This window comes from Microlunatus sp. YIM B11417 (assembly GCF_059617205.1).
In genome coordinates this window covers 325110-338702 of sequence record NZ_JCAMPJ010000001.1, presented here as the reverse complement: position 1 = coordinate 338702, position 13593 = coordinate 325110, and the positions used below count along the sequence as shown (strand labels likewise).

The window sequence follows — 13593 nt, the reverse complement described above, 5'->3', positions numbered from 1 at the left end:
CGAGTGGTCACTTCCGCAGCGACACGCCGCCAGGACACCTGCTTTGGTGACCGGTCGGCGGAATCGGGGGTGTTGACCGGGCGACCCCTGGTGGTTACGTTGTGACGAGAAACCGCTTTCTCTCGACTCGGAGTCGCGTCATGTCCTCACGTACACCCCTGCGCGCGCTCGGCGCGATCGCGCTCGTCCTCGTCCTCTCGCTCGTCGGCACCGGTTGCGGCCGGAACAGCGCCGGACCCGCGGAGGACGGCAGAGTCACCCTCCGGTTCGCCTGGTGGGGCAACGAGAAGCGGGCCGAGGCGACCCAGCAGGCCCTGCGCGCCTTCGAGGCGGCCAACCCCGGTATCACCGTGATCGGGGAGTCCACCGAGTTCAGCGCGTACTTCGACAAGCTGGCGACCGGGGTCGCCGCAGGTGACGCCCCGGACGTCTTCACGCTGGGCGGCGCCTACCCGGCCGAGTACGCCGGCCGCGGCGCCCTGCTCGACCTGGCCTCGGTGTCCGGCAGCCTCGACCTGGCGGCCCTGGACGAGTCGGCCCGGCAGAACGGGCAGGTCCGCGGCACCCAGTACGGCGTCTCGACCGGCGCCAACGCGCTGGCGATCGTGGCGAACCCGAAGGTGTTCGCCACGGCCGACGTCGAACTGCCCGACGACGACAACTGGACCTGGGACGACTACGCCGCGCTGGCCACCGAGCTCACCGAGAAGAGCCCGAAGGGCAGCTACGGTACGGCCACGCCGCTGACCCACGACTCGCTCGACGCGTACGCCCGGCAGCGCGGCGAGTCGCTCTACACCGAGGACGGCAAGCTCGGGCTGACCGAGCCGACGGTCGCCGCCTTCTTCGACTACTCGCTGCGGCTGATGAAGCAGCAGGCGGCCCCACCGGCGACGATCACCGTCGAGGAGGAGGGCGCCAGCACCGAGCAGACCCTGATGGGCCGCGGCCAGGCCGGGATGATGCTGGCCTGGAGCAACTCGGTGAGCACGCTCGGCACCGCCACCGGCACCGAACTGAAGCTGCTCAAGCTGCCCGGCGAGACGCCGACCCCGGGCATCTGGCTGCAGTCCTCGCAGTACTACGCCATCTCGGCCAAGACCAAGCAGGCCGATGCCGCCGCGAAGTTGATCAACTTCCTGGTCAACGACGAGCGGGCCGCGACCGTGCTGCTGACCGACCGCGGCGTCCCGGCCAACCCGGAGATCCGGACCGCCATCGCCGGCCAGCTGTCGCCGGCCGGCAAGGTGGAGGTGGACTACATCGACGCGATCGGCAAGATCAAGTTCGCGCCGACGTACATCGGACCGGTCGGCTCGACCAAGGTGGCCGAGATCACCAGCCGGGTGAGCACGGACGTCCTGTTCGAGCGGATCACGCCCGCCGAGGCCGCCCAGCAGTGGCTGGCCGAGAGCCAGCAGGCCATCGCCGGCTGAGCCTCGCAGCCGTTCGGTTTTCGTTCCGGTCAGGTGGAACGGCTAGAATCACCGCGGCCGTCCGCCTGCTTGTGGACGCCTCATCCACCCGATTGAACGGAAGTAGTCACGCATGCCCCTTCGTCAAGACCGGCGTAACGTCGCGATCGTCGCCCACGTCGATCACGGCAAGACCACGCTGGTGGACGCCATGCTGTGGCAGTCGGGTGTCTTCCGGGCCAACCAGGACGTGGAGTCCCGGGTGATGGACTCGATGGCCCTGGAACGCGAGAAGGGCATCACGATCCTGGCCAAGAACACGGCGGTCGAGCACCGGACGCCGGCCGGCGAGGACATCGTGATCAACATCATCGACACCCCCGGCCACGCCGACTTCGGCGGCGAGGTCGAACGCGGCCTGGAGATGGTCGACGGGGTGCTGCTGCTGGTCGACGCCTCCGAGGGGCCGCTGCCGCAGACCCGGTTCGTGCTCCGCAAGGCGCTGGCCAAGAAGCTGCCGATCATCCTGGTGATCAACAAGGTGGACCGGCCGGACGCGCGGATCGCGGAGGTCGTCGAGGAGACGTACGAACTCTTCCTGGACCTGCTCGACGACGCCGACACCGACGTGCTCGACTTCCCGGTGGTGTACGCCAGCGCCCGCGCCGGCCGAGCCTCGCTGAACGCGCCCGAGAACGGCGGCCTGCCGGACAGCGAGGACCTCGCTCCACTGTTCGCCACGATCTGCGAGCGGATCCCCGCCCCGTCCTACGTCGAGGGCGCCCCGCTGCAGGCCCACGTGACCAACCTGGACGCCTCGCCGTACCTGGGCCGGCTGGCCCTCTGCCGGATCGTGGCCGGCGAGCTGAAGCGCGGCCAGACCGTGGCCTGGTGCCGCTCCGACGGCTCGATCCGCAACGTCCGGCTGTCCGAGTTGTTGATCACCAAGGCACTGGACCGGGTGCCCGCCGAGAGCGCCGGCCCGGGCGACATCGTCGCGATCGGCGGCATCGAGGAGATCACCATCGGCGAGACCCTGGCCGATCCGGAGGACCCGCGGCCGCTGCCGTTGATCACCGTGGACGAGCCGAGCATCTCGATGACGATCGGCATCAACACCTCGCCACTGTCCGGCCGCTCCGGCAAGAACCTGACCGCCCGACTGGTCAAGGCACGTCTTGATCAAGAGCTGGTCGGCAACGTGTCGATCCGGGTCTTCCCGACCGAACGTCCGGACACCTGGGAGGTGCAGGGCCGCGGCGAGCTGCAGCTGGCCATCCTGGTCGAGATGATGCGCCGGGAGAGCTACGAGCTGACCGTCGGCAAGCCGCGCGTGGTCACCCGCGAGATCGACGGCAAGCTGCACGAGCCCGTCGAACGGCTCACCATCGACGCCCCCGAGGACTTCGTCGGCGTGGTCACCCAGCTGCTCGGCCTGCGTCGCGGCCGGCTGGAGCAGATGATCAACCACGGCACCGGCTGGGTGCGGATGGAGTATCTGGTGCCGGCCCGGGGCCTGATCGGCTTCCGGACCGAGTTCCTCACCGAGACCCGCGGCACCGGCCTGATGCACCACGTGTTCGAGACCTACGAGCCGTGGGCGGGCGAGCTCCGCACCCGGCCGACCGGCTCCCTGGTCGCCGACCGGTCCGGCGCCGTCACCGCGTACGCGCTGTTCAACCTGCAGGAGCGCGGCACCATGTTCGTCGCCCCCGGCGTCGAGGTCTACGAGGGCATGATCGTCGGTGAGAACGCGCGCAGCGACGACATGGACGTCAATCCGACCCGGGAGAAGAAGCTGACCAACGTCCGCTCCTCCACCGGCGAGGAGCTCGAGCGGCTGGTGCCGGCGAAGCCGATGGGGCTGGAGCAGGCGCTGGAGTTCTGCCGCGAGGACGAGTGCATCGAGGTCACGCCGGACGCGGTCCGGATCCGCAAGGTCGTCCTGAACGCCGCCGAGCGGGCCCGCAGCCGATCCAGGAGCCGTGCCGTTACGCAACCGTGACGCCCTGAGCGCCGGAACGGTTCGCCAGACCAGCCCGGCATGGTTCAGGATTTATTCAGCAAGTTCGTCGCTCGGAATCATGCAACCTACGGCCCTTCCCCGCCGTATTCGAGATACGAGCAGCAAGGCTCGCGGGACAGGGGGAAGGACCATGTTGAAGAAGTTCGCGCGCGTGATCGTGGGGGTCGTCGCGGCGACAGCGCTGGCGGTCGGCGTCACGGCCGGACCGGCGCTGGTGGCACCGTCGTTGGTGGCTCCGGCCGCAGCGGCGTCGTACGTCGCCACGAAGTACGCCTCGCCGAAGTACGGCGAGCGCTCGAAGGACGTCACGGCGCTGCAGCAGCGATTGGTCAAGGCCAAGGTGCTGGCGAAGAAGTACGTCACGGGCTACTACGGGCCACTCACCAAGAAGGCCGTCAAGAAGTTCCAGAAGAAGGTCGGCCTCAAGGCCACCGGCAACGTCAACAAGGCCACCTGGTCCAAGCTGGTCAAGAAGACCGGCAAGATCAAGATCAGCAAGGCCAAGAAGTCCAGCAAGAAGATCGATCGCCGCTGCAAGAAGGGCGAAGTGCTCTGCATCGACAAGACCCGCGACAAGGTCTACTACATGAAGAGCGGCAAGATCATCAAGACCATGGACGCCCGGTTCGGCTGCGCGAACAGCCGGACCCGTGAGGGCCGGTTCTCCGTTCTGCGCAAGAAGAAGCACGTGATCTCGAACCTCTACGGCTCGCCGATGCCGTACTCGATCTTCTTCAGCGGCGGCCAGGCCGTGCACTACTCGTCCGACTTCAAGGCCCGTGGCTACAACGGCTGCAGCCACGGCTGCGTCAACATCCGCGACAAGAAGACCCTGGCCTGGGTCTACAAGCGGATCGACGTCGGCGACCCGGTGATCGTCTACCGCAGCTGACCAGCCGTCCGAACGTCGCTGAGCCTGTCGAAGGATTCCTTCGACAGGCTCAGCTGTTGTCTCTCGGGTCTCAGGCCCCGTTCAGGTTCACTCGGCGGGCGTCGCCTTCTTCGCGGTACGGGGAGCGGCCGGTGCCTCACTCTTGGCGGCGACGGTCTCGCGCAGCTTGGCGACGCCGTCCTGCAGCCGCTCCAGGACCGGGTCGAGCGAGCCCGCGGCCTCGCCGAGGACGCCCTCGACACCGAGCTTGCCGCGACCGGCCAGGTTGGCGTAGGTCTTGCCGGCCTTGGCCCGCCGGTCGTCGGCGTACTCGCCGATCCGGGCCAGCTGCTGCTTGGTGAACTCGGGCATCCCGCGGACCAGGTCCGGCAGCGACCGGCCGTTCAGCTCGCCGGTGGCCTGGTTGAGCTTCTCGCCGGCCTCGTTGACCCGGTCGGTGGCCCGGGCGACCCGCTCGTCGGAGTAGGCGCGCAGGGCGGCGATCCGGTCGTTGACCAACTGCCGGGACTCGGTGGCGGCGGCGAGCAGCCGCTCGGCGACGACCTCGGTCAGGCCGGCGACCGCGTACAGCGGCGCCAGCTCGGAGGAGGTGGCGGCCTTGCGGACCTGCTCGTTGACGCGCTTGCGCTTCGTGGTGGTTGCCATGGTGATCATTTCTCCTTGGAATCGTTGGATGGCCGGTGGCCCGCAGCGTTCTCGTTGACGAACGAGGTGTACACGTCGAGCAGCACCCGCTTCTGCCGCTCGTTGATCAGGGGGTCGGCCTGCACCGCCTCCTCCACTCCGGTCGGCGGACGGTCTTCCTCGTCGAGGATCCCGGCGCGCACGTACAGGGATTCGGCCGACACCCGCAGTGCCTTGGCAAGCTGCTGCAACACCTCCGCCGAGGGCTTGCGGAGGCCGCGTTCGATCTGGCTCAGGTACGGGTTCGACACGCCCGCCTTGGCCGCCAGTTGCCGCAGGGACAACTCGGCCGACCGCCGCTGCTCGGCGATGAACCCGCCGAGCGAGTCGAGCGGGGAACGTTTGCTGGTCACGCCCCCATAGTGCTTGCAATTGCAAGCAGATGCAAACTCTGGTTAGCGTGACGGCGGTCACGCCGTTCCGGGCTCACCGGCCTGCCAGTCGTGCCGGTCCCGGCGACGGTAGCGGTGCCGCGTCGTCGCCGTGAAGGTCGTCCCGTCGAAGTGCCAGGTCTCCACGGTGAGGTCGTCGCCGAGCACCTCGATTACGTTGTAGCTGTTCGGCTCGCCCTTCAGGCGGTCCGAGATCGCGGTGCCGGACTGGGCCACCACCATGCCGTCGACGACGTCGCTGTAGGCCAGATGGATGTGCCCGCCGAGCAGCAGATCGGCCCGGCGGTGCAGCCGGCGCAGAGCCAGCGCGGACCGGCCGACCAGGCCGCGGCGAAGGCCGGCCGGGGTGAGCAGGAACGGGTGGTGCGCGATGACGACCCGCAGGTCCGCCGGCCCGGCCCGGTCGAACTCGGCCAGGATCCCGGCCAACTGCCGGGCGTTGACCCGGCCCCGCGACCAGTCCGGGTGCATCCCCCACTGGCGGGCCGTGTTGATGCCGACCGCGAGGACGCCGTCGGCGGTGCAGGTGACCGCGGCGTGCGGATCGGTGCCGATGTGGCGACGCCAGCGGCGCCACGGCCGGGTGAACCGCGACCAGATCCGCCAGCCGGGGAGGTCATGATTGCCCGGCACCACCAGGGCGGGCGACGGGAGCCGGTCCAGGAACGCGCGGGCGGCCCGGAACTCGCCTTCCCGGGCCCGCTGGGTCAGGTCCCCGCAGACGGCGATCATGGTCGGCGCCAGCTCGCGGAGCGAGTCCAGCAGGGCCTCGGCGACCGCCGGCAGGTGCCGGCCGAAGTGCAGGTCGGACAGTTGCGCGATCCGTACCGGATGGTCGGTCATGATCGACTTCCCGGCATCAGGACGGTCAGCGCCGCCGGCTTGAGCTCGTACCGCAGCGGCAGCCGGAGCTGGCTGATCTCGCCGTCGCTCATCACGCTCATGTAGGACAGCGTCGGCGAGGAGATCTCGACCGCACCCCCTTGCAGCGTCACCACGCGGTGGTCCTGCTGCCAGCTCCCGTCCAGCAGCCGCACCGTGATTACCAGCAGATCCCAGTTCGTCCGGTCCTCCGCGACGTAGACGGCGAGCTTGCCGGTGTCGAGCCGATCCCTGCGGTGGAAGGGTTTGCTGGTCGACAGCGGGTTGTTCGAGATCACGATCAGCCGCGTCTGCACCAAGTGTTCGGAGCCGTCGACGGTGATCGTGAGCGGCATCCGCGGGTAGCGCCAGAGCAGCCGGGCGGCCCGGCCGAGCAGCGGTACGGTCTGCCAGCCGGCACCGCCGCGGAGACGTTCCCGGAGCCGGCCGAGGTGTGGGGTCATGGCCAGCGTCGAGCTGCACAGGAACGGCAGCCCGTTGACCGAGGCCACATCGATCTTGCCGGCCGGCGCGGTCAGCAGCGCGGCGACCGCGGCCTCAAGATCAACCGGAACACCCAGGTCCTGGGCCAGGACGTTCACGGTCCCGGCGGGCAGCACACCGAGCGGGATCGGGCTGCCCTCCAGCTGGGCGGCGACCGACCGCACCGTTCCGTCGCCACCGGCGACGATGATCACCTGCGGCTCGTCGGCCAGCAGCTCCCGGACGTCCGCGGCGGCGGTCAGCGGGTCGAAGGCGTGCAGGTGCGCCGAGACGCCGTGCCGGCCGAACAGCCCGGCGAGCCGCTCCGCCGGCGTCTCGCGGCCGGACAGGAACGCGCCGGCCCGCGGGTTGTAGACGACCGCGACCCGATCCACCGCCGGTTCAGAGCCTGTCACCGACGTCCGATGCCGCTCGATGATCTTGACCAGAGCACGGCACCGGTTCGGCCGTGATCGTTTCGGGGCGGCGGGCCCCGGGTACTGGTTGGGTCATGGATACCACCGTACGCACTCTCCTGATCGTCATCCTGGTCCTCGTGATCATCGGCCTGGCGGTCAGCATCTTCGGACTCTTCTGATCACCCCCGCGGCCGGTCCGACGGCATCGCCGACGATGTCCTGACCGCCGCTCCACCACCAGAAGGACACCCCTGTCCCGGGGCCTCGACGCCGGTCCGCTACGGCGCGGTCTCTTGTGCCCCGGGCGGCCGATCGGCCAGAGTTAGGGCACGTTCAGGGGCGAATTCTGTGGAGGAGCGAGCGAGATGGCCGAACCGACCGCGCAAACCGAGACCCCAGGGGGTCAACCCGAGCTCAAGCGTGTGCTCGGGCCGAAGCTCCTCCTGCTGTTCATCGTCGGCGACATTCTGGGCACCGGCATCTACGCGGTCACGGGCAACGTGGCCAAGGAGGTCGGCGGCCTGGTCTGGGCGCCGTTCCTGGTCGCGTTCGTCGTCGCCACCATCACCGCGTTCTCGTACCTGGAACTGGTCACCAAATACCCGCAGGCCGCCGGCGCTGCGCTCTACACGCACAAGGCGTTCGGGGTGCACTTCGTGACCTTCCTGGTCGCGTTCACCGTGATGTGCTCCGGCATCACCTCGGCGTCGACCGCCGCCCGGGCCTTCGCGGAGAACTTCGAGGCGACGATCAACGTCGTCCGCGGCGCGCTGAGCCTGGAGGCGGTCGAGGTCACCGACGGGCTGATCACCGTGCTCGCGATCTGCTTCATCGCGCTGATCCTGTTGATCAACCTGCGCGGCGTCGCCGAGGGTGTCTGGACCAACGTGGTGTTGACCTGCGTCGAGCTGACCGGTCTGTTGATCGTGATCTTCGTCGGGCTGTTCGCGCTGACCCAGGGCCGGGCCGACTTCTCCCGGGTGGTCCTGTTCGAGGACCCGAAGGACAAGGGCGTGTTCCTGGCGATCACCGCCGGCACCACGCTCGCCTTCTTCGCGATGGTCGGCTTCGAGGACTCGGTCAACATGGCCGAGGAGACCAAGGACCCGTCCCGGGTCTTCCCGAAGATCCTGCTCACCGGCCTGACGATCACCGGCATCATCTACCTGCTGGTGTCGATCTGCGCGGTGGCGATCGTGCCGGTCGGCGAACTGGCCGCGTCGAAGACACCGTTGTTGCTGGTGGTCGACCAGGGCGGCGCCGGACCGTTCTTCAATTCGATCTTCCCGTTGATCAGCATGACCGCCGTCGCCAACTCGGCCTTGATCAACATGATGATGGCCAGCCGGTTGCTCTACGGCATGGCCAACCAGCGGGTGCTGCCGCCGATCTTCGGCCGGGTGCTGCCCGGCCGCCGGACGCCCTGGGTCTCCATCCTGGTCACCACGGCGATCGCGATCGGCCTGATCACGTTCGTCGGCCAGATCAGCGACCTCGGCGGGACCACCGCCCTGCTGCTGCTCGCGGTCTTCACGATCGTCAACATCGCGTGCCTGGTGCTCCGCAAGGATCCCCAACCCCACAAGCATTTCGTGGCCCCGACCGTGCTCCCGATCATCGGCGCCCTCTGCTGCGCCTTCCTGGTCGGCCCGTGGACCGGTCGGAACTCCTTCCAGTACGTGATCGGCGGCATCCTGCTCGCCATCGGCATCGTCCTCTGGGCGATCACCTGGTTCTTCAACCGGGCGATCTACGGCCGCAAGACCTACCTCAAGGACCCCGAGGCCCTGGACACCGACGGCCCGCAGAACTGACTCGTGTCCGGGGCGCTGGAACATGTCGTTTCCTCCTGACACGGGCCGTCGCCAGCAACGCGACTCAGCGCCGGACGCACGCCGGGTGGCGAGGCCGCTACCGAACAACGGCGACCTGTCGCCGATGTGCCTCGCTGTGGGTGGAAAGCGCGGACCTGGGCCGTTTCACCTCACAGCGAGGGATATTTGCGACGCTCGAGGCCCAGTCCTTGCCCAACGAGCAGGCCCGATCCGCGGAGCCCCGCAGGGACTGGCCGGAAACGGCAACGCTCCCTGAGCCTGGCCGAAGGACGAGCCACGGCGGGCTCGCCCTTCGACAGGCTCAGGGAGCGTTCGGATCGGTCAGGCGGTGGTGGCGGCCGGGACGGTGGCGGTGATCAAGGTGCCGTCCGGGCGCTTCTCGCCGGTCCGCAGTCGCGGGCCGTCGGTCAGCCGCGGACCCTGGCCGTCCAGGGGGACGGTGACCGGGCCGGACTCGTCGACCAGCACGTCCTGGCCGCGGACGACGACCGCGGCACTGCCGCCGTCCTCGACCGTGAAGGTCATCCGGTCGTGGGTCAGGTCGACCCGCAGCCGGGTGCCGCGGATGGTCACCCGGAAGGTCAGCGCCGGCCAGCCGTCCGGCAGCCGCGGATCGAAGGTGATCATGCCGTTGTAGTCGCGCATGCCGCCGAACCCGTACACCAGCGAGGCCCAGATGCCGCCGGTGGAGGCCACGTGCACGCCGTCGGTGGTGTTGCCGTGCAGGTTGGCCAGGTCGACGTACAGGGAACTGTGGAAGTACTTCAGCGCCAGCTCGTGGTAGCCCACCTCGGCCGCGATGATCGACTGCACGACGCCGGACAGCGTCGAGTCGCCGGTGGTGATCGGGTCGTAGTAGTCGAAGTCGGCCCGTTTCTGATCAAGGGTGAAATGATCACCCTGCAGGAACAGCGCCAGCACCACGTCGGCCTGCTTGAGCACCTGGAACCGGTAGATCACCAACGGGTGGTAGTGCAGCAGCAGCGGCCGCTTGTCCTGCGGCGTGTTGGCCAGGTCCCACACTTCGCGATCAAGGAAATGCGCGTCCTGCGGGTGGATCCCGACCACCGGGTCGTACGGGATCGCCATCGCGGTGGCGGCTTCCTCCCACTCGTCCGGCTCGTCCGGCTTCAGGTTGCAGCGCAGCACCAGCCGCTGGTACGCCAGCTCGTCGGTGGCGGCCAGCTGCCGTACCGCCTCGGCGGCCTTGCGCAGGTTGAACCGGGCCATCACGTTGGTGAACAGGTTGTCGTTCACCACCGTCGTGTACTCGTCCGGCCCGGTCACGCCGTGGATGTGGAAGGTCCGGAACCCGTCCTCCCGCCAGAAGCCGAGGTCGGCGAACATCCGGGCGGTCTCGACCAGGATGTCGACGCCCTCCCGGCGCAGGTAGTCCTCGTCGCCGGTCGCCGCGACGTACTTGCACAAGGCGTACGCGATGTCGGCGTCGATGTGGTACTGCGCGGTGCCGGCCGCGTAGTAGGCCGACGCCTCCTCGCCGTTGATCGTCCGCCACGGGTACAGGGCGCCGCGCTGGGCCAGCTCGGCCGACCGGCGCCGGGCCGCGTCCAGCATGTTGTAGCGGAACCGCAGGTTGCTCCGGGCCGCCCACGGCGTGGTGTAGGTGAGGAACGGCATCACGTAGATCTCGGTGTCCCAGAAGTAGTGACCGCCGTAGCCGGAACCGGTCACCCCCTTCGCCGGCACGCCGGACTGCTCGGACCGGGCGGTCGCCTGGGCGATCTGGAACAGGTTCCAGCGGACCGCCTGCTGCACGGCCGGGAAGCCCGGGATCTCCACGTCGGAACGCTTCCAGAACTCGTCCAGCCAGGCCCGCTGGTCCCGCAGCTGCAGCTCGACGCCGTGCTCCTTGACCCGGTCCAGGGTGCGCCGGCAGCGGTCCACCAGCTCGCGGACCGGGACCCCGCGCGAGGTGTGGTACGCGACGATCTTGGTGATCTTGATCGGTACGCCCGGCTCGGCGTCGATCCGGAACACCATCTTGCCGGTGTCCTCGTCGGCATGGATCAGCTCGGTGTGCTCGCAGGCCGTCTCGATCTCGTGGTCGGTGCCCACCGCGAGCGTCATCTGCGAGTTAGCGCAGCGGTAACCGAGGGTGATCCGCCGGTCGCCGCACCAGTGCGCCTCCGGCAGCAGCACCCGGGACTCGAACCCGGACGCCTTGCGGGGGTCGACGCCCTCGCCCATCGCGGCCGCCTTGACGTGGTACTCGTCCTTGCCGTCCTGGCGGTTCAGGATCTGCGACGAGACCACCACCGGCGCCGCGTCGTCCAGCATCGTGACCTCGATGGTCATGATCGCCAGATGCCGCTGGGTGAACGAGACCATCCGGCTCGACTCGACCTTGACCCGCTTGCCGGCCGGTGTCCGCCAGATCACGCTGCGCCGCAGCACGCCGTCGCGGAAGCTCAACGTCCGCTGGTAGTGCTCGAGATCGGCCACCGACAAGAGCAGCGGCTCGTCGTCGACGTACAGCTTCATCACCTTGTTGTCGGGCACGTTGACGATCGTCTGCCCGACCCGCGCGAAGCCGAACGCCTCCTCGGCGTGCCGGATCGGCCAGGTCTCGTGGAAGCCGTTGATGAAGGTGCCGTGCGCGTGCGCGTCCCGGCCCTCCTCGACGTTGCCGCGCATGCCGAGATAGCCGTTGCCGACGGCGAACAGGGTCTCGGTCAGGCCGAGATCATGGGCGCTGTAGGAGTTCTCGCTGAGCTCCCACTCGTCCAGGCCGAAGCGAGTCCGGTCCATCGGATCGGACTCGGTGAATTGCTTGATCATTCCTTGATTAACTCCGCCAGGTCAGCGACCACGAGGTCTGCTCCGGCGGCATGGAGACGCTCCGGACCGACACCGCGGTCAACCCCGATTACGAGTCCGAATCCCCCAGCGCATCCGGCCTGGACGCCCGAGATGGCGTCTTCGATCACGATACTGCGATTGACCGGTGCGCCCAGCCGACGCGCCGCGAATTCGAACGTGTCGGGCGCGGGCTTTCCGGCCAGTTCCTCGGCCGCCGCGACGGCGCCGTCGACGACCAGCTCGAACCGGTCGGACAGTCCCGCCGCGGCGAGCACGGCCGGCGCATTCTTCGACGACGAGACCACCGCCAGCTGCGGCCCCGCGTCGCGGAGCCGGTCCAGCAGCTCCACCGATCCGGGGTACGGCTGCACACCGTCCGACTCCAGGACCGCCGCGAACAGGTCGTTCTTGCGGTTGCCCAGCCCACACACCGTCTCGGCGTCGGCCGGGTCGTCCGGACTGCCGTCGGGCAGGTCGATGCCGCGCGAGCGCAGGAACGATCGGACGCCCTCGTAGCGGGGCTTGCCGTCGACGTAGTCGAAGTAGTCGTTGTCGGTGTACGGCTCGGTGACGCCCCGGGCGGCCAGGAACTCGCTGAACATCCGCTGCCAGGCGCGCATGTGCACCTCGGCGGTCGGCGTCAGCACACCGTCGAGGTCGAACAACACCGCTGCGTAGCCGGTGAAGTCGACCTGCGGATGGTGGCCGGCGGGGTCCGTCCGGGCTGGTTCGGAGTCAGTCACGGCGTAAAGCGTAACGAGTGGTCGGCCGTGCGCCTCACCAGTCGGCGGGGAGCACCGCGCGGAGCTCGCCGACCGGCTCCCCACGGCCGAGGACCGGGGGCCGGGCCTGCTCGCGTACCGTCTCGTGGTCGAAGCCGAGCCGGAGCAGCAACGCGGCCATCAGCACCGGTCGGGCCCGGGTCGAGCCGTCGTCGATCTTCAGCGCGATCCCCCGGCCGTCCGGCAGCCCGGCCGCGTAGACCGCCTCGGCGCCGCTCTTGGCGACCAGGCCGGGCACCGCCCGGAGCAGGTCGCGTTCGTCGCGGTGGGTGCCGGACACCCGTTCCGGATGGGTACGGATCGCGGCGGCCACCCGGGCCTCCGGGGAGCTGCCGGTGGCGGCGGCGATCCGGCCGAACGCGCGGGCCAGCCCGGTCAGCGTCATCCCGGCCAGCGGGGCGCCGCAGCCGTCCACGGCGATCGGACCCGGCTGATCACCGGTCAGGTCGGCGATGGCGGCCAGGATCCCTTGCTGGACAGGGTGTTCCGGGTCCCGGTAGCTGTCCAGCGGCCAGCCGTTGAGCACGGTCGTCACGATCATTCCGGCGTGCTTGCCGGAGCAGTTCATGGTGATCGACTGCGGGGTGCCGCCGGCCCGTTGCACGGCCTGCCGCGCGTCCTCGTCGATCGGCCATTCCGCCGGCGTCTGCAGCGCCGCCTCGGTCAGCCCGGCCCTGGCCAACAGCTTGCGTACGGCTTCGACGTGGAACGGCTCGCCGGTGTGCGACGCGCAGACCATCGCCAGCAGTTCGGGCGGCAGGTCGAGCCCGAGCCGCATCATCCCGATCGCCTGCAGCGGCTTCACCGAACTGCGCGGGAAGAAGGTGTCCTCGGCGGCACCGAGCGAGGCGGTCAGGGAGCCGTCCGGCCCCGTGATCGCGACGCGCCCGTGGTGCACGCTCTCGGTGAACCCGCCGCGGACCACCTCGACCAGAACCGGATCTCTCACCAGGCGAGAGTAGTGCCTTCCAACCCGCGCCCTGA

11 protein-coding genes are annotated in these 13593 nt (G+C 69.1%); 4 read left to right on the top strand and 7 right to left on the bottom strand.

The window, feature by feature from the left end:
- Positions 1-140 precede the first annotated feature (140 nt).
- From AC6CCG_RS01655 to AC6CCG_RS01645, 3 genes are all read left to right on the top strand, one after another.
- Entirely contained in the window at positions 141-1436 is a 1296-nt protein-coding gene (locus AC6CCG_RS01655) for an ABC transporter substrate-binding protein (protein ID WP_496652700.1), read from the top strand.
- A gap of 112 nt (positions 1437-1548) precedes the next feature.
- Positions 1549-3420, top strand: coding sequence for a translational GTPase TypA (gene typA / locus AC6CCG_RS01650; RefSeq protein ID WP_496652699.1), 1872 nt, complete (start codon positions 1549-1551; stop codon positions 3418-3420).
- A gap of 151 nt (positions 3421-3571) precedes the next feature.
- Positions 3572-4333 carry a L,D-transpeptidase family protein gene (locus AC6CCG_RS01645; RefSeq protein ID WP_496652698.1) on the top strand — a complete coding sequence of 254 codons (762 nt, stop codon included), beginning with the start codon at positions 3572-3574 and terminating at the stop codon, positions 4331-4333.
- 87 nt (positions 4334-4420) lie between these two features.
- On the opposite strand, the gene AC6CCG_RS01640 is transcribed toward AC6CCG_RS01645, so the two are convergent.
- Genes AC6CCG_RS01640 through AC6CCG_RS01625 form a run of 4 tightly spaced genes read right to left on the bottom strand, consistent with a single transcriptional unit; the run spans position 4421 to position 7169 of the window.
- On the bottom strand, positions 4421-4978 hold the full coding sequence (locus tag AC6CCG_RS01640; protein WP_496652697.1) for a hypothetical protein: 558 nt from the start codon (positions 4976-4978) through the stop codon (positions 4421-4423).
- Between the two features lie 5 nt (positions 4979-4983).
- The gene (locus tag AC6CCG_RS01635) at positions 4984-5370 is read right to left on the bottom strand and encodes a helix-turn-helix domain-containing protein (protein ID WP_179754634.1); all 387 of its coding nucleotides are present in this window, start codon (positions 5368-5370) and stop codon (positions 4984-4986) included.
- Between the two features lie 57 nt (positions 5371-5427).
- On the bottom strand, positions 5428-6252 hold the full coding sequence (locus AC6CCG_RS01630; protein ID WP_496652696.1) for a metallophosphoesterase family protein: 825 nt from the start codon (positions 6250-6252) through the stop codon (positions 5428-5430).
- Positions 6249-7169: a diacylglycerol/lipid kinase family protein gene (locus AC6CCG_RS01625; protein WP_496652695.1), complete on the bottom strand. Its 921-nt coding sequence runs from the start codon at positions 7167-7169 to the stop codon at positions 6249-6251. The genes AC6CCG_RS01630 and AC6CCG_RS01625 overlap by 4 nt, the downstream gene beginning before the upstream one ends.
- 368 nt (positions 7170-7537) lie before the next feature.
- Here AC6CCG_RS01625 and AC6CCG_RS01620 point away from each other — a divergent pair, with 368 nt between their 5' ends.
- Complete coding sequence (locus AC6CCG_RS01620; protein ID WP_496652694.1) at positions 7538-8986, top strand: APC family permease; 1449 nt, start codon at positions 7538-7540, stop codon at positions 8984-8986.
- Between the two features lie 342 nt (positions 8987-9328).
- Here the strand turns inward: AC6CCG_RS01620 and AC6CCG_RS01615 are convergent, their stop codons facing one another.
- From AC6CCG_RS01615 to AC6CCG_RS01605, 3 genes are all read right to left on the bottom strand, one after another.
- On the bottom strand, positions 9329-11806 hold the full coding sequence (locus AC6CCG_RS01615; RefSeq protein WP_496652693.1) for a glycoside hydrolase family 65 protein: 2478 nt from the start codon (positions 11804-11806) through the stop codon (positions 9329-9331).
- Positions 11803-12495 carry an HAD family hydrolase gene (locus AC6CCG_RS01610; RefSeq protein WP_496654378.1) on the bottom strand — a complete coding sequence of 231 codons (693 nt, stop codon included), beginning with the start codon at positions 12493-12495 and terminating at the stop codon, positions 11803-11805. The genes AC6CCG_RS01615 and AC6CCG_RS01610 overlap by 4 nt, the downstream gene beginning before the upstream one ends.
- Positions 12496-12604: 109 nt before the next feature.
- Positions 12605-13558, bottom strand: coding sequence for an asparaginase (locus AC6CCG_RS01605; RefSeq protein ID WP_496652692.1), 954 nt, complete (start codon positions 13556-13558; stop codon positions 12605-12607).
- Positions 13559-13593: the final 35 nt, after the last annotated feature.